At 58.7% G+C, this 16,176-nt stretch carries 12 protein-coding genes, 4 tRNA genes and 1 pseudogene; all 17 read right to left on the bottom strand.

All coding sequences use genetic code 11. From position 1 onward, the window contains the following. Window positions 1-18: 18 nt before the first annotated feature. Window positions 19-1,485, bottom strand: a complete 1,467-nt coding sequence (gene tssC / locus ACL2XP_RS00465; protein ID WP_413739036.1) for a type VI secretion system contractile sheath large subunit — start codon at window positions 1,483-1,485, stop codon at window positions 19-21. Window positions 1,486-1,557: 72 nt separating this feature from the next. After that, window positions 1,558-2,025 (bottom strand): annotated as a pseudogene (gene tssB / locus ACL2XP_RS00460) (type VI secretion system contractile sheath small subunit); the annotation flags it as partial. Between the two features lie 25 nt (window positions 2,026-2,050). After that, on the bottom strand, window positions 2,051-3,064 hold the full coding sequence (locus ACL2XP_RS00455; RefSeq protein WP_413736657.1) for an ImpA family type VI secretion system protein: 1,014 nt from the start codon (window positions 3,062-3,064) through the stop codon (window positions 2,051-2,053). Beyond that, window positions 3,061-6,606, bottom strand: coding sequence for a type VI secretion system membrane subunit TssM (gene tssM, locus ACL2XP_RS00450; RefSeq protein WP_413736656.1), 3,546 nt, complete (start codon window positions 6,604-6,606; stop codon window positions 3,061-3,063). Before tssM ends, ACL2XP_RS00455 begins: the two co-directional genes overlap by 4 nt. A 16-nt stretch (window positions 6,607-6,622) precedes the next feature. Beyond that, complete coding sequence (gene icmH / locus ACL2XP_RS00445; RefSeq protein ID WP_413736655.1) at window positions 6,623-7,816, bottom strand: type IVB secretion system protein IcmH/DotU; 1,194 nt, start codon at window positions 7,814-7,816, stop codon at window positions 6,623-6,625. Continuing rightward, a complete protein-coding gene (gene tssK, locus ACL2XP_RS00440) occupies window positions 7,813-9,168 on the bottom strand; it encodes a type VI secretion system baseplate subunit TssK (protein WP_413736654.1) in 1,356 nt (451 codons plus the stop codon). The genes icmH and tssK overlap by 4 nt, the downstream gene beginning before the upstream one ends. A gap of 33 nt (window positions 9,169-9,201) precedes the next feature. Further along, window positions 9,202-9,756 (bottom strand): type VI secretion system lipoprotein TssJ, encoded by a 555-nt coding sequence (tssJ, locus tag ACL2XP_RS00435; RefSeq protein WP_413736653.1) that lies wholly within the window; start codon window positions 9,754-9,756, stop codon window positions 9,202-9,204. Between the two features lie 30 nt (window positions 9,757-9,786). Further along, complete coding sequence (locus tag ACL2XP_RS00430) at window positions 9,787-10,179, bottom strand: DUF4150 domain-containing protein (RefSeq protein WP_413736652.1); 393 nt, start codon at window positions 10,177-10,179, stop codon at window positions 9,787-9,789. Between the two features lie 254 nt (window positions 10,180-10,433). Beyond that, window positions 10,434-10,739, bottom strand: a complete 306-nt coding sequence (locus tag ACL2XP_RS00425; protein ID WP_413736651.1) for a SelT/SelW/SelH family protein — start codon at window positions 10,737-10,739, stop codon at window positions 10,434-10,436. A gap of 252 nt (window positions 10,740-10,991) precedes the next feature. Beyond that, window positions 10,992-11,068 (bottom strand) — tRNA-Pro (locus tag ACL2XP_RS00420). A 136-nt stretch (window positions 11,069-11,204) separates the two neighbouring features. After that, window positions 11,205-11,291 (bottom strand) — tRNA-Leu (locus tag ACL2XP_RS00415). A gap of 15 nt (window positions 11,292-11,306) precedes the next feature. Further along, window positions 11,307-11,382, bottom strand: a tRNA-His gene (locus tag ACL2XP_RS00410). Between the two features lie 91 nt (window positions 11,383-11,473). Beyond that, window positions 11,474-11,550 (bottom strand) — tRNA-Arg (locus ACL2XP_RS00405). A gap of 185 nt (window positions 11,551-11,735) precedes the next feature. Then, entirely contained in the window at window positions 11,736-12,476 is a 741-nt protein-coding gene (gene wecG, locus ACL2XP_RS00400) for a lipopolysaccharide N-acetylmannosaminouronosyltransferase (protein ID WP_413736650.1), read from the bottom strand. 27 nt (window positions 12,477-12,503) lie between these two features. Beyond that, a complete protein-coding gene (gene wzyE, locus ACL2XP_RS00395; RefSeq protein WP_413736649.1) occupies window positions 12,504-13,847 on the bottom strand; it encodes an ECA oligosaccharide polymerase in 1,344 nt (447 codons plus the stop codon). Continuing rightward, window positions 13,844-14,929, bottom strand: coding sequence for a TDP-N-acetylfucosamine:lipid II N-acetylfucosaminyltransferase (locus ACL2XP_RS00390; RefSeq protein WP_413736648.1), 1,086 nt, complete (start codon window positions 14,927-14,929; stop codon window positions 13,844-13,846). Before ACL2XP_RS00390 ends, wzyE begins: the two co-directional genes overlap by 4 nt. Beyond that, on the bottom strand, window positions 14,926-16,176 hold the full coding sequence (gene wzxE / locus ACL2XP_RS00385; protein WP_413736647.1) for a lipid III flippase WzxE: 1,251 nt from the start codon (window positions 16,174-16,176) through the stop codon (window positions 14,926-14,928). Before wzxE ends, ACL2XP_RS00390 begins: the two co-directional genes overlap by 4 nt.

Genomic DNA, 16,176 nt, shown 5'->3' with positions numbered 1-16,176 from the left:
TTAGCTAAGCGCGGCATATTAGTTGCCGCCCTGTTTGAGGGAAGGTAATTTGGACACCAGCCGCAGGGATACCGTCAAGCCTTCCAACTGGTAATGCGGACGCAGAAAGAACTTGGCCTGGTAATAGCCCGGATTGTCGGCCATCTCGTTCACCTGTACCTCGGCCGCCGCCAGGGGCCGGCGCGCTTTGGTTTGCTGTGAGGAATTAAGCGGATCGCCGTCCACATAATTGATAATCCAGTTATTTAGCCAGCGCGCCATTTCATCGCGGGTTTGGAAAGTGCCCACTTTGTCGCGCACAATGCATTTCAGGTAATGGGCAAAGCGACAGCAAGCGAACAGATAAGGCAGGCGCGCGGCAAGATTGGCGTTGGCGCTGGCATCCGGATCGCCGTATTCCGCGGGTTTTTGCAATGATTGGGCGCCGATAAAGGCGGCAAAATCAGAATTTTTACGATACACCAGCGGCATGAAGCCATTTTTGGCCAGTTCGGCCTCCCGGCGATCGCTGATGGCGATTTCCGTCGGGCATTTCATATCCACGCCGCCGTCGTCGGTGGGGAAGTTATGGCACAATAAATTATCCACCGCGCCCCCCGACTCCACTCCGCGAATGGACGTGCACCAGCCATACTCGTTAAACGATCGGTTAATATTGACCGCCATGGCGTATGCCGCGTTGATCCAGACAAAATTAGCGTGCGTGGCCCCGGCGGTGTGCTCGGTAAAATTAAATGAATTCACCGGATTTTCCGGCGCGCCATAGGGCAAGCGTCCCAGCAGGCGCGGCATGACCAGCCCGATATAACGCGCGTCTTCGGATTCGCGCAGCATGCGCCAGGCGGCATATTCGGTGTTTTGGAATATTTTGCTCAGATCGCGGGGATTAGACAGCTCCTGCCAGGTTTCCATCTGCATGACGCCCGGCGATGCGCCGCTGATAAATGGGCAATGGGCGGCGGCGGCGATTAACGACAGTTCGCCGAGCAACTCCACGTCCTGCGGGCTATGATCGAAGTAAAAATCCCCCACCAGGCATCCCAGCGGTTCCCCGCCGAACTGGCCGTATTCTTCTTCATAGATACGTTTAAATAGCGGGCTTTGATCCCAGCTGGCGCCTTTATAGCGTTTCAGCGTGCGGGCCAGCTCCGTTTTACCCAGGTTCATGACGCGGATTTTCAGCATCTCGCCGGTTTCGGTATTGTTGACCAGGTAATGCAGGCCCCGCCAGGTGCCCTCCAGCCGCTGGAAGTCCGGATGATGCAGAATGGCGTTGATCTGGCAGGACATTTTTTGATCAATCACGCAGACCAGTCCCTGGATGGCGCTAAAAGCATCGCGTGATATCGCGATGGGGTTTTGCAGCACCTGGCGCGCCAGCGTTTGTACCGCCTGCTCTACCGCATAGCGTGCCTGTTCGGTTTTCGGGCGAAACTTCTCTTCAAGCAATGCCCTGGTTTTGGTCACGCCGTCATGGCGCGTCAATGCGGGCCGCGGGGAGGCGCATGAGCCGGCGGGTTCCCCGGATTCCAGTTCCGGCGGTGCGTCGGCCAGGCCGTCCAGCAGCGAGTTATCCTGTAAAATCGAGGCAAGCAGTTCTTCGGCGCCGTGTTTGCCGTCCATATAAGAGAGCAGATTAGACAGCTGGACATGGGCTTCCAGCAGCAGGTTCAGCGGCGCCACCTGGCGCGCGATGGCATCCGGCAAAAAATCGTCCATATGATCAAAGGTGAGCGCCACCGATAAATCGCCCTGGCCGCTTAAGGTATCCGCCACTTGAAAAGCGACCTGCGGCTGGAATGACTTCATGCGCTCATTAAAATTATCCGCATCAATATCGAGAAATTTGCGCTCGTCGATACGCGCCGATGATTGATATCCGCCACCCAAATCCGCCAGGACGCCCATCACGAATGGCAGCTGGACCGTGCGTTCCGCGCCGTACAGCTCCACTTCATATTCAATCTGGACGCGAGGCGCTCGATTGCGGGAAATAAATTTTTGTCCGTTATTTTTTGATTTCATTTATGGTTCTCCTTGAAAGCCCTTATTACTCCACATTGCCGCTACCCTGATTGTCGCAGCCAAAAAAATGCTCCAGTTGCCCCACAGCGTCCGGCGCCAAATTACGCACTATCGCCATAAAATCCTGGCTCATCAGTAACTGCACCCGCTCAATCATCAGCGGCGCAGGATGGCTTGACTCATATCGGTTAAAATACGTTTTGACGCGTTCGAGCGCCTCATAGGCTTCATCCCGGGTGCGGATTGCCCCATGGCATGCCGCCGGCGCCCCCGCGGCCGGAGATAACACCGGCGCGGGGATCGGCCGTTCGGCGCTGTCCGGCGCAAGCGGCGCGGGTCTGATTGCGCTGGCCAGCGCGCCCATGGCACTTAACTGATAGGTCATTTCCGGTAGCGCGCCGTCGCCAAGATGATGGCGCAGCAGGCTAAAAATGCGTTCGGTGGCGGCGTTGATCTGCGCGATGGGACCCGCCAGGGCATCGATGCCGCGCTGGATATCAGCCGCCAGCCGCGTCGGACCGCCCGGGTAGTCCCCCGGCGGCGGCATGCTCCCGTCAATACCGGCCACGGCCTCGGCCAAGGTCAGCTGGCCCGCGCCGGCGGCCATGAACCGGCTATGGCGCAGCAGTTTCGCCAGGGTGAAATCGTCGCCCAGTTCGCGCAGCAGGTTAATCCGCACAAAGGGGTCGGCCTCGCCGTCCAGCGCCAGCGGCGGCAGCAGGGACGGCCAATAGCGGGACAGCGCTTCGCTGAGCAACGCCATTCCGTCGGCGTAGCCCGGCAAGGCGCGCAGGGCGGTCCAGCTTTGGGCCAGCAGCAGCATCAGCCGCAGATCTTTACTGCGCCGCAGCAGGGATAAAGCGCGGTTTTCCACCTCGCGCCAGTCCGGTTCGACCGCCGGGATAATAGTGTCGCCAAACTGCTGTTCCGGCTTGCCGCGCGCCAGCTGGCACACCTGCATAAAGACCGGGTCATATTCGAGATTTTCGCCGCAGGGGGCGTCGTGGCTCACCGGGGTAAGCAAGAGATCGATATTCATAGTGGCTCCGCCGGCGCGGCACAGCTGAAGTGGGGCATGGTAAAAGGGTTGCGCACGCTGTCGGGAATGAGTTCCAGCGTGGCGGCGTGGCCGTCGAGCGTGAAGGTAATACGCCAGGTCATGGAATCGCCGACCCGCTGATGTTTCCCGCAGTCCAGCAGGCGGTTAAAGGCCCAGGCCCCCTGTTTTTCAATAGTCCTGGTCGCGCCGCCGGCCAACATCATGGTCAGGCGCGCCTTGCCGCTTTGGCGCGGTCCCGGCCAGCTCAGGCGGTAGTCCGCGGGCGACCCGTGGTTATAGCTCAGGGTTTGGCCGTCAATATCCAGCGTCAGGCTCAGAATACCGTGGTCCATGGTTTGCGGGCGCAGGGTAAAGGAAAACGAGGGCCGCAGCGCCCCCGGCGGGAAAAACGCATCGCCAACATAACGGGCCGCGCGGAAAAATTGCAGCATCGCGTCGTCCCCGGGTTTGCCGCCGGCTTGCACCCAGGGGAAAAAATGCCACCGGCCGGCGCCGGTATTCACCTTGTCCGCCAGATGCTGCTGGTAAAACCGGTCGGACAGTCCCTGTCCGGGCGCAAACATGCGCGCCAGATCGTCAGGGCCCAGGTCGATGGCGCCGTTCGGCGCTAAGGGATAGCGCCCTGCAATGGCCAGGCGGCAGTAGTCGCCCAACTGGGTGTCGAATAACCGGCGCAGCCGGAGCCACGCCTGGCGCTGGGTATCCTGGCTGGCCCCGTTGGCCAGCCCGAGCACCAGGCCGCGCAGCGGCGGCGGTAAACGCTGGGCATCGGCCCGCAGTCCGGCCACGATATCGCCGGAGGCGACAGCGGCATCGGCGCTATTTTGCAGCGCAATTAAAGAGCGGTATAAGGCGCCGAGCTGCTGGAGGATAGGGTCGAAAGCGATGCTATCGCCCTGCGGGCGGGCCAGGTCGATAATATCCCGGTAGTGGTTTCTCACCGTTTGTTCGGGAGAAACACCGCCGTCGTTTGCACCGGTGGGGAAAAACAGGCTATTGAGCACGCCCGCGGTTTTTTCGCCCAGGCGGCGGCTGGCATGCGCCAACTTGCCCCGGGCCATGTCCGGCGGCGGCAGCGAGAGAACTTGGCTGATACCCACCACCAGGCAGCGCAGCGGTGAACGCTCGCCGGAGAGCACCCGCACGCTGTTAATGCGCTGGTGCAGATCAAGCGTGGGCCTGAGGCCGATATCGCTGAGAAAGCTGTCCCAGCGCAGGATAAAATCGTTCATATACCACTGGCGCACATTGCCCGCCACATCGTCCTCTGCCAGCGGATGATCCCGATTCAACACCCAGCGGTCCTCCGCTCGCAGTCCGGCGATCTCCCCGGCCAGCCGCTGCTGAAAACCAAGCCAGTATCCTTGCGGCGTAAACAGCCCCGGCACCGCCGCGGTTAGCGGCATGCCGCTGATGCGCACCAATTCTTGTTCCGCCGCGCCGCCCGCCAGATCGACCAGGCTGACCGATTTGAACCCGCCGTCCTTAAGCAATGACTGCTTCAAACGATGATATACGCGCTGGGACAGGGTTTGTTGCTGGATGGCGCGCTGCGCGGCCTTGACCAGGCGGCAGTCTCTTGGATAGGGGGAGCGCAGCGGCCCGCCGTCGATCAGCCGGGAAAGATGCCGGCGCAACTGCTCGCGTCCGGCGGCGTCCAGCCCCGCCGCGCCGGGCATGTGTTCCAGGGTCATGACGACCCGGGCCAGCAAAAATTCCCCATCGTAATGGCGCGGCTCATGGAGCATTTGATAGGCCTTGAGCGCCTGGTAGGTATTATCCGCCTCGCTGAAATCCGCCAGGCTCAGCACCGTAGCCGCCTGCCGGGCCACCAGCGGCAGCAGGATGCGTTTAAGCGCATGCTGGTAAACGGCATCGGCCGAACCCGTTAGCATGGCGCCGCGATACAACCCCATGCGATAGTCCAGCGGCGGATGGCGCACATCGAATTTATCGTGGCCGGCTAATAACCGCAGATCGTCAAGAAAGGGTAATAAATTCGGCAGGCCGACCCCCGACGCGCGCAGTATGGCGGAACTTTGTTGTTCCAGCGCCTGGAGGCGCGTTTGCACCTGGGCCAGGTAAAGCCGGTTATTATGGTAGCTGGTTATGCAGTAGCCCCCCGCCAGGCAAAGCAGGACGGATAGCGCGCCGCAGCCGGCGATAACCAGCAGCCGCCGGCGATACAGGCGCCAATAATGCGTCCCCGCCAGGCCGCTCTCAGCGAAAATAATATCCCTGAACAACGATTGCAAAAAATAGCTCTGCGGCGCCGGGGGGTTATCCTCGTTGGCCGCGGGCATCTTCTCCGGGGTGAAGCGGTAATCGAAGATGCTGTCTTGGCACGCCGGCGGCGCGGCTGGCGCCCGGACATTTTTTTGATTGGCGCTGGTAAAGTAGACCCCGCGCGGCCACAGGTTCGGATCGCCTTGGGACGGGGCGAAAAGAATATCGAGATAACGCAGCAGCGTCGGCCGCAGTGCGGCAAAGGCCTGCGGGAAGACAAAGCTCCTGGCCCGCAGGTGCGGATCTTGCTCCGCCAGCAGGGTATCCGCCAGCGCGGCATTTAATCGCCATTGCAAGCGGTCATAGGCCGGGGCGAAGCCGTGCGGGGGCTGGCTTGGCAAAACAAACGCCATGCCCCAGGCCTGCTCCAGCTCAGGCCCGTCGAACCGGCTGAAAAATTGGCTGAATCCCGCCAGGCGATCGGCTTTGGTGATCATGACATATATCGGGAAATTAATGCCTAACCGCCGGCGCAGCTCATGCAGCCGCTTGCGCTGGGATAGGGCCTGGCGATACTGTTCGTCGCGGGATGCATGCAGCAAATCGCAGGCGCTGACCGCCAATACCACGCCGTTGATCGGCTGGCGGGAACGGTGGCGCCTGAGCAGCCCCAGCAGCGTGCTCCAGGCGGTATTCCCCTCCCGCAAAAAGCAGCCCGAAGGACAAAGCAGCACGCCCTGCGGGGTGAAATACCAGGCGCAATGATTTGGCGGCCGGCTGCCCCGCGCCGCGCCGTCCGGGTGATGAGCAGGATCGGAAAAATCCAGCCCCGCGCTCTGTAACGCTTTATATTTGCCGCTGCCGCTGGCGCCGAGCACCAGATACCAGGGAGCGGCATATAAATATTGCCGGCTGAACCCCGCCAGCCACGGCCGTTTTAAGCCGCCGCCGGCGAAATAATGCCGCTTAAGGGTACGCATCGCCCCCTTAACGCTTTGCGCCAATGTGACGTCAGCCGCCGTGTCTCCCGCGTCTGCGCTATCAAGCGGCTGCAATTGCCGGCGCAGATTGCGCTGGAAACGGGCCTGGCGGATGCCGGGAACCAGCCGCAGCAATAACCAGATGGCAATCGTGGCGCCGATGGCCGCCTGCCGCGCCGCCGCCGAGGCCAAGGGTTGGCGCGCCCCGACGCCGATTAACGGCCCCAGGGTCCATATCCCCAGGCAAAGCCCAACGACGGCGACGGCGCGCCAAAATAAACCGTTGCCGGCGAGCGCCGTTAAAGTCCTTAACATGCTATGGGTTCCTGCTTCATGAGATGCCGTTGGCGCCGGTCGCGATGCTAAAGACAATGTCAATGCGCCGATTGATCGCGCGGTTTTTCGGCGTAGTGTTGGGCACCAGGGGGGCCGCCCCCGCGACGCTTGCGGTATTGATCCGTTCAGGATGGGACAATTCCTGGCGCAGCAACTGCGCCACGCTGGCGGCACGGCCCGCGGCCAGCGCGTGATTGGACGTAAAATCGGCGGTCGCGATCCGTTGATTATCGCTGTGTCCGCGCACGGTAATGACGCCGGGCGCCAAGGATAAATGCCTGGCGATCAGCCTGATAACCGGATGATAAGACGGGTCCGGCAGCGACGAGGCCGAGGGAAACAGATCGCCGCCGCCCAGGGTAATGGTCACCCGTTGGTCCACGACGCTTACCGCAACTTTTTCGGCCGCTATCTCGGGTTCCAGCGCCCGCAGCAATTGGGGTAATGAAAACCCGCTCGCCAGCGGCAGGGGTTTGGGCAGCGGCAGGCTATAAATCCTTTTTTCCACCCGGTCGGCGGCGGAGTCCAGCCTGGCGTCCAGCCCGATATAGAGGGAACACAAGACGACGACGCACAGCAGCGCGCTGGCCAACCGCATATTCCTGCCGCGGGAAGATCGCCGCTGCGGCGGGGAAATGACCCGCGGATCGCTGAGGGATGGCGCATAATCGCCCCGGATGCGCCGGATTTGCTGCGCCAGGCGCTGGGTCACGATCTCCAGCCGGTAAAGGCCATTCTCCATTACCCGATACCGGCCGCCAAAACCCAACAGCAGACAGAAATAAAGCAGTTCCAGCAGGTCGATATACTTCTCCGGCTGCTGTAGCAGCGCCGCCATCAGTTGGAAGAATTTCTCCCCGCCCCCAGATTCATTATGAAACGCTACCAGCAGGCCGTTTCCCGCCCAGATGCTGCTTTTACCCCATGGGGTTAATGCCGCCGCTTCATCGAGCGACGTGCACAAACCATAGCGGGCGCCGACGATAACGTTATAGTCCAGGCCCAGTGCCTGGCATGTCTTCTCAAAACGCCGCACTTCAGCGATCATTTTCTGGCGCAGCGCCGCCGGATCGTCCGGCGCGGGCGCGTAGCGAAAATGCGAAATGGCGTTTAGCAGCGGAAAGGCCGCCTCCAGCAATGGATTAACGTGGCCGGTTCGCTGAGTCGTGGTCAGTTCGCGATCGTTCATGCGCCGGCGTTACCTTGGGCAGGCGGACGCCTTACGGCCCAGAACGACAAATTCAGCGCGGCGAATTCGCCGGTGAGATAAATGGCGAACGCCCCGGTTTCCACCAGTTGCGGCCACAAAGCGCCGTCTCTCGCCAGTTGGAAGTAACAACATCCCTCCCGGTAAGGTAGCTGGCGGGGCGCCAGCGGCAGGCGATGCAGGGGAATGCCGGGTAATTGCAGTTGTACCAGATCGCTGATACGGCAGGCCGGCGCAATTTTTATCTGCGCCAGGAAACCGGTCGACAGCGCGTCGGACTTCAGCTCCGCGTCCACCACCAGGATAAAGTCGAATTGGTTGAACATATCCCGGTCCGGCAACGTCGTCACCTGCAGTCCCGGCATCCGTTTGGTCAATGGCAATGCAATGGCGCTTTCTTCCAGCATGATAAACAGACCCTGGCGCAGCATGGCCATCAATTCGCCGAAACAGCGGCCGATGTCGCCATGGTCATAATGGGGCAAATCACCCTCGAAGGTATGGGGCGGGCGGTATACGGCCAGTTCCAGGGCAAAGGGCAACCATTCGGCGAACAGGCGTTCGGGGTGGACGCGCGGTAAATCCAGCAAATGGCTCACCCGGGCGCTGAACCGGTGAACAAGCGCCAGCAACAGCAAGTCCGCCGCCACCGTGTCCCGCCCCTCCTCCCGCCGTTGCAGATGGCGGCTGAGCCGTTGGCGGCGCTGGTGCAACAGGCCCATCAGTTCCTGCAGATAACCTTGCAGCGGTTGACTGGCGCGGCTGACCAGCAGCGGGGGGATATATCCCTTATCGAGCGCCACGCTTCCTTCCCGGTCTTTTTCCAGCACGCGCACCGCGCCCATGGAAACCCATTCGCCGTTCAGCTCATGTTCAGGCATCAGTCGCAGACGTAGCTTGCCGCACTGCACTTGCGCTCGGCCCAGGGACAGGGCGTTAACATCGTCGACCTCTTTTTCAAACGCCAGGTGACGCGCCAGCGAGTCCGCGGCTTCGCTAAAAATCACCGACTCACGGCCGGCGCGCCTGACCGGCAATGCCAGCACCACGGTGAATGCGCCGCGATCGGCGCGAATATCCAACGGCGCCGGCGCGTCGAACACATCCGAAAAATCAAACGCCGTGCCGTCCGGCAGAACGCCCCGCGCCCCCGCCAGCGCCACCTTGCCCAGCGCCAGCAGGCTTTCGTCCACTTTCAGGTATGAGTATCCCCAGGGATAACTTTTCTGCTGAATGCCCCATTGATAGCTTTCCAGATACTCTTCCGCCTGCTGGAAATGATGGGGACGTAAAAACATTCCCTCGGTCCAAAGCACCTTATGCACGTTTTTCATGTTTAATGTTCCTGCCACTCGTTCTGTTTACGCCTACCGGTCGCCTGGGGCCGCGGCGGTGTAACGCAAACCGGCCGGGGACACCTCGATCGTCAGGGCCTCGTCCGGCCGCGGACCGGTCCAAAGCCTGGTTAAAAAAAGCGGTTTCGCTAGCGCCGGCAGGGCAACGGCCAACCGCCAGGTTTTATGCGCCATGCCTTTATATTCGGCGAAAATACCCAGATAACGGACGCCGGGGGCTAATTCGATCGCGATAGCTGTTGCTAATTTTTCGGCGTCATCGGGCATAAGGAAAAGCTCATTTTTGCCAAGCAGATGTTCCGCCAGCACCTTATTCGCGTCCCCTTGCAGATCGTAATAATCCCCGGCCAAAAAACGACATTGATGAGTTAACTGTAATATCGTGATTTTTAGCGGCGCCCCGTTATTAACCAGGCCGGAACTGGTAAAAGTCAGGAGGGTATTATTTACCGGTTTATTGTCATCCGCCGCACAGCCGGCGATTAAAATAACCGCCGCCAGGATAAGCAGATAATATGATGTTCTGATACGGCTAAAATAACGGCGCGGCAACGTCGTCTGGCGCATTAACAGGTCCTGTAATTATTGCGGCGGCAATTAAAAGCCAAGCATCATGACTTTAAACTGGCTGGGGATAAGCCGCAGGCCAACCATATTGGTACCGTTTTGCAAGCTCAGGCTGGTCATGCGCGTGGCGGGGGAGCCTTTAATCAGGGTGGTGAAAGCACCGATTAAGTGGCGCGAGGTTCCCATTACCGTTCCGGACATCACCCCCAGATTCACGCCTGGATTATCCCCGAAACTGGTATAGGTCAACGTCGCCATATTATGCGCGGGCAAACCGGCAAACAGGACTTTATAAGTATGCGGGGTCGCCATGCAGCCCAAGGCCATATTGGGATAAGGCACCGGTACCGGCAATGGCATGGGAGTCAAACAGACGTCGGGAAATGCCAGATCCATACCGAACAATTGACAGTTAGCAAACATTTCCCGTTCCCTTTTGGCGCCTATGCCAGGCCATAATCATTGGCGACAAAGCTACCAAACAAACTCGGAAATTCTCTACGGTATTTACCTGATTTTATGCTCAACCACTGGCCTGATAGGGCAGGCGATAGTATTGATGCCGATTAGCAATCGTCGGCGGTGATAATAATCTTGCAATAGGATGCTAAAATAGCCGCTAGCTATGGGAATATAGGATATACGCAAGTAATTAAAGCGCCATAGGGAATAACCCGCTATGGGCGGGTATCATTTTGACCGCGCGGTTTATCAACGTGCCCCAGCGCGCGATCGGGAAAACAGCGATCGCGCAAGCGCTGTTTTAATTGCGCCGCGTCTGGAAAGCCGCCGTCTTGTTTACGCTCCCATAAAATCTCGCCATCCACGGCGATTTCATAAATACCGCCGGTGCCGGGGATCAGGGTGACCGACGCCAGATCGTTGCTGAAGGTCTGTAATAATTCTTGCGCCATCCAGGCGGCGCGCAGCAGCCAGTTACATTGAGAACAATAGTGAATGGTGACGGCAGGAGCGTTTTTCATCTGAACGGGCCTTATGCTGGGCTAAGGTTTCATCTTCAGATGATGGACCTTGCTTGTCAATCCCCCGGCCCCGACCCTCTGGATCATGCGGCCGTCGGTTGCGCATTACCCCCCGTAAGGCGACTACTGTCCCTGGATATCAAGACCTGGGGAAAATACCTGGCTGGAAACAAAAAAAAACGGTACGTCATGATGACGTACCGTTTTCTTATGGCCTGGCCTGCACTCCGGCAAACCAAACCATCGGGAATATGGTCGGCGAGAGAGGATTCGAACCTCCGACCCACTGGTCCCAAACCAGTTGCGCTACCAAGCTGCGCTACTCGCCGTTTACTGTGGTGCTATTACAAATTCGTGCTCGCCTATTTATATAAACGACATAGGTTATATAAACGACATAGGCTTTTTATGTAAGTACATTATTTTGTACAGACATCGGTAGCAAAATTACCGGTAAAGAGGTTGTGGTGCGAAGAGAGGGACTTGAACCCTCACGTCCGTTAAGACACTAACACCTGAAGCTAGCGCGTCTACCAATTCCGCCACCTTCGCATGGCCACTAATTAATGGGGTGACTGATGGGGCTCGAACCCACGACAACTGGAATCACAATCCAGGGCTCTACCAACTGAGCTACAATCACCATTACTAATACTGCTTACTTCCGCAACGCGGCTAACATGTTAATACGCATACTAACACGATACTACCACGGCACTTGCGCACAAATTTAATGGTGCGCCCGACAGGATTCGAACCTGAGACCTCTGCCTCCGGAGGGCAGCGCTCTATCCAGCTGAGCTACGGGCGCTTAGCGCCGTTGCGGGTGGGGATAGTACGGAATCGCGGCCTCACTGTCTAGTGCTTTTTCATACTTTTGATAGGTTTGATGACCCTTTGCTCATTTCCTGCCCGGTTCGCGCGCTTTTTCCGCTATGCCGGCCGCCGATGCCGTTATTTTCGGCCAAAGGCATAGTGTCTGCGGCATTTGCGGGCTTATAACCGCCGGCTGAGATAGTAGCCCACGAAGCGCAAAAGTTTAAACTGGCGCCCAATCCTGCTCGGCTGGCGCAGCAGGCGGTACAGCCACTCCAGCCCCATGCGCTGCCAGAACAGCGGCGCCCGTTTCACATGGCCGGTGAAGACGTCGTAGGTGCCCCCTACCCCCATATAAAGCGCATTGGGATAGCTGGCCTGGCAATCGCGCATAAATTTTTCCTGCTTTGGCGATCCCAGGGCCACGGTAACGATAGCCGCGCCGCTGGCCTGCACGCGGGCAAAGAGTGAGCCCTGGTCGTCAGGGGTAAAATAGCCGTCCTGGAGACCCACGATATTCACACTCCATTTAGAACGCAGCAGCGCCGCGACCTGGTCGAGCACCGCGGGTTTGCCGCCGACCAAAAACACCGGCGTGCCCTCTTTGCCCGCGCGGGCCATGATGCCTTGCCATAAATCCGCGCCGGCAATGCGTGATACCTCGGCGGACGGATATTTACGGCGAATGGAGCGCACGATACTGATGCCGTCGGCATATTTGTATTGCGCGACGTTTAACAGGGCCGCCAGCTCGGCGTCGCGTTCAGCGGTCAGGACTTTTTCAGCATTTATCGCCACCAGGCTACCGATTTTAACCATGGGGCCGCCGAATAAATACTCGATAAATTGCTGTTGATCGCGAAAGCCCCAAATCGCCAAACCACGAATATGGTAGCGTGGAATCCCGTCGATGTTTTCCATTTATTATCCCTTCAGAGGTTTAACCGCTCACAATGCCTCTGTCGCGCCGCGCGTATGCCGGGGCCGAATCAAACCCGCGCGGTTAAGCAACCAAAAAATCAATTTTGCCAATATCAGGCAAGCGCCGAATACCAGGCCAAAAAAGACCACCCGCGAAACAAAGGCGTCCACGCCTTCGCGGGCCAGTACAATCATATTAAATACCGCGCCGAAGCAAAATGCCTGCAATACCGCCGAACGGTAGCGATCCCTGGCCGACTTTCCCCGTTCATAAAGGGTATCGAAACCTTTGAGGACCAATCCCACCACGATAGCACCCAGGGGAATAAATGCCACGCCGCCCATGACCACCAGCGAACCGATAACGGTCGGCGAAATAGCCAGGCCAGAATGGTTATTCAATACCTCCCAGGTAAAATAGTTGGCGGTATTGAGCACCAGGCCCGGCCGCTCCGGCCATACCCAGCCGGGGATAAAAACATAAAAATCGCGAATAATCGGCGCCAGGCCCTGGAAGGAGATTTTATCGTAATTTTGCAGCAGCAGCGCCAGGTTTTCCCAGGGTGAAAAGGTATCTCGGGTCAAGTATAAAAAAGTATAGAACCCCTCATCGCCGCTGACGTTTAGCCCATAGCGCTTCAGCGCCAGCCAGAACATGCCCGCCACCGCCGCCAGGCCGGCGCTGCCCAGCATCCACAGGCTGATCCAATTACGCTGGATGCCGATAAACAAAAACAGGGCGAAGGCGATGATGATATTGGCCCGGGTGCCCCCCACTACCATATAGGTGAAAATCCCGAAGGCCACCGTACCGCACAGGAATAATAACCAACTGCGGCGGGTGGGGTTGAGGAAATAAATAATTAACATGGCCGGAATGAAAAAATAGAAAAAGCGCTTGAGCGCTACGCCAGATACATCGCGGGAAAATATCTGGCTATAGGAGTGCAGGCGAAATAACAAAAAACCGTTGTGCATGAAAAATATGCCCACGGTGCCGATGGCGGTCAGCGCCAGCAGTATCCAGGTTAAATGGGTCTCTACCCGGTTAAGGCTGAGTATCGCCCGGCGCGGCGGCTGGTCGCGGGGAAACCAGCGGGTTTTATAACTGACATAATAAATGGCATAAAACGCGGTGGCGGCCAGGAAAGCCTGCGTGAGGTATTCCACCGGCACCACCTGTACCTGAAAACGGAACGCCAGGATGCAGGTCAAGGGAAAGCCAAGATAAAAGGTTAATAAATAGAGCAGCGAAAAAAACACATTGAAATTAAATCTGATGCGCCGGAATTCCCGGTAGGTCAGGGTCAGGACAAATAGCAGCGAGAGCAGGTAAACCACCAGCACGCCGCCGAACTGGCCCAGGGTCATGACGGCGTCCCCGCCGCCACGGCCAGCGCTCGCCGCCATCCGTCCAGGTAATTGGGGTAAAAAAAGGCGATGCGGGTTTTATCCACGCCGGCCAGCTGCCGCCGCGCTTCGCCGACCACCGCCCGATCGAGGGCATCGCCGTGGAATAATACCGGTACCTGTTGTCCGGTTAAATCCTGCCAGAAGGGATTTAACCGGCTCAGCACGAAGGGCACGCCAAATTGGATCAGCAGGCAAAGCGTGCCGATGCCCTGCTGGCGGTTAAATAAAAAGTAGCCCAGATCGCACTGGCGCAATATCGCCAGATAATCATCGAACGCCACCGGTTCGGTTAACAGCTCCAGACGCCCCGGTGCAAAGTACTTCTCCCCCTCGGCGCGTACCTGGGCGATATAGGCCCCATTGCGGGCCGGGTAACCCAGCGGCACGATAACCCGCACATCGGGACCGAATTGCCGGTGAATCGCCTGTAGCGCCTCCAGGTGACGATTAGTGCCGTCCCCTGAATTGCCCACCAGCACGGTGAACAGCTTATCCGCCTCGGGCCCAGGCCGATCGTAGCCTAACGCCGGGTTCATGCGGGTGGGGAAATAGAGCGGCGATGACGGCACCCGGGGATGGTTGCGCCGGTATACCGACAGGTCCCCCTCGGTGGCGAACACATGCCCGACCCGGCCCTGGGCGCGGCGGCGCAGCAGGTAAAACAGCCGGTGTTTCCAATTCGGGGAATCCTCATACAGATCGGCCCCCCAAATATGCCAACTGACCCGGGCCGGCGTTATTTTACCCGTCAGCAGCGCCAGCCATAATCCGGGATTAAATTGCCCGTGCAGGAAAAAATGCGCGGCGGGCTCGGCGGCGGCCCGTTTAATCACCGCCCGGGCCAGCGTCCGCTTATCGGCAAAGGTCTCGATGGCCAGGCGTTCAAACGCCGCAAAAGGCGCATCGTCTACGGCCGCCACCATAAAACTCCCCACTAAGGCCGCGGGAAGGCCCTCCGCCAGCTGGTCGTTAAAAAAACGCAGCACCGTCAGATTATGATGGGGAATATCCGAGCCGAGCACATGGATCAATTGGGTCATTTTTTCCTGCAATAAACTAGAAACACGCCGCTACAAAGTAAAAAATACACCATATAGGTTGCCATATATGCCTGCGTCGCGCCAAGGGCGCCATGCAGCGGGATCAACCAATGGGAAAAGCCGGTCAATAACAGGAACTGGCTGATTTCCGTCAGCAGATAAAACCGCAGCGAGGCCCTGGCAATCACCAGATAACCAAATACGTAAGCGCCCACTTTCAGTACATCTCCCACCAGTTGCCAGGCGAATAAATCGCGCATGGCGTCGAACTGCATGGAAAACAGCAGGCGGATGACCACATCCCGCAGCAGCCACAATAGCAAACTTACCGTCGCGACGGCAGGCAGAACAAACAGCAGCGAGCGGCCGATTTCCTGGCCGATGGCGCGCTTATCGGTCAGGCGCGACAGGGTGGGCAGCAGGTAGACGGTAAAAGAGGCGGTAATAAATTGCAGGTAGGCATCCGAAATACTGCTGACCCCCTGCCAAATCCCCACGTCATTCCAGCTAAACCGCTGCGCCAGCAGATTTCGCATCATGATATAGGCCACCGGCAGGGTGAACGACGTCATCAGCGCCATCAGGGTAAATTTGCCAAGCTGGGTAGCCAGCGCCCGATCCCAGGCCAGTCGCAAATCGCGCAACCGGATATGGCGCCGCCACGCCAGGACCAGGGCGGCCGGAATCAGCGTGATGGCCGGCACAACGGCCAAACCGGCCAGCGCGCCGGGGTATCCCCCCAGCCAATAACAAAGAAAGTAAGCGCCCGCTCCCAGTACGCTGCCGCCGCTTACGGCCAGCGCATTCCCCGCCGCGTCGCGAAATCCTTTCAGGATGGCCAGCATCAGGTTGGCATAAGCGATGCCCAATTGGATAAACGCCACCGCCCGCACCACGTTGCGGTAATCACCGTGGCCGAACAGCGCGCGGCTAATCGGTTCGGCCGCCAGCAGAAAGATGGCCGCCAGCAGCGTGGAAAACCCCAGCACCATGGCGGAGCCGGTACCCAGCACCGCGCGCAGCCGCTCCGGCTGCTGCTGGTACTGGGCGACATATTTGGTAATGCCGTTGAAAATCCCCGCCCCGGACAATACGCCGAGCACGGTAACCAATTGCCGGAAATTACCCGCCTGGCCGACCCCGGCCGGCCCGAAGGCGACGGCCAGTAATTTCACCACCAGCAGTCCGACGCCAATTTTGACCAGCGTCGACCCGGCCGTCCATAACGATGCCCTTGCCAGCGACAT

Origin of the sequence: Sodalis sp. RH21 (assembly GCF_047324175.1) — a bacterium.
In the GTDB taxonomy this organism is placed as follows: Bacteria; Pseudomonadota; Gammaproteobacteria; order Enterobacterales; family Enterobacteriaceae; genus Acerihabitans.
Note: the sequence above shows the minus strand (reverse complement) of the source record. Positions and strands in the feature narration are given on the sequence as shown.

Bases quoted from the DNA above. Each gene is read 5' to 3' on its own strand.
- tssK (WP_413736654.1), bottom strand. From the start codon at position 9,168: ATGAAAAACGTGCATAAGGTGCTTTGGACCGAGGGAATGTTTTTACGT.
- ACL2XP_RS00425 (WP_413736651.1), bottom strand. From the start codon at position 10,739: ATGAAAAACGCTCCTGCCGTCACCATTCACTATTGTTCTCAATGTAAC.
- wzyE (WP_413736649.1), bottom strand. From the start codon at position 13,847: ATGACCCTGGGCCAGTTCGGCGGCGTGCTGGTGGTTTACCTGCTCTCG.
- ACL2XP_RS00390 (WP_413736648.1), bottom strand. From the start codon at position 14,929: ATGACCCAATTGATCCATGTGCTCGGCTCGGATATTCCCCATCATAAT.
- wzxE (WP_413736647.1), bottom strand. From the start codon at position 16,176: ATGTCGCTGGCAAGGGCATCGTTATGGACGGCCGGGTCGACGCTGGTC.
- icmH (WP_413736655.1), bottom strand. From the start codon at position 7,816: ATGAACGATCGCGAACTGACCACGACTCAGCGAACCGGCCACGTTAAT.
- wecG (WP_413736650.1), bottom strand. From the start codon at position 12,476: ATGGAAAACATCGACGGGATTCCACGCTACCATATTCGTGGTTTGGCG.
- ACL2XP_RS00455 (WP_413736657.1), bottom strand. From the start codon at position 3,064: ATGAATATCGATCTCTTGCTTACCCCGGTGAGCCACGACGCCCCCTGC.
- tssM (WP_413736656.1), bottom strand. From the start codon at position 6,606: ATGTTAAGGACTTTAACGGCGCTCGCCGGCAACGGTTTATTTTGGCGC.
- ACL2XP_RS00430 (WP_413736652.1), bottom strand. From the start codon at position 10,179: ATGTTTGCTAACTGTCAATTGTTCGGTATGGATCTGGCATTTCCCGAC.
- tssJ (WP_413736653.1), bottom strand. From the start codon at position 9,756: ATGCGCCAGACGACGTTGCCGCGCCGTTATTTTAGCCGTATCAGAACA.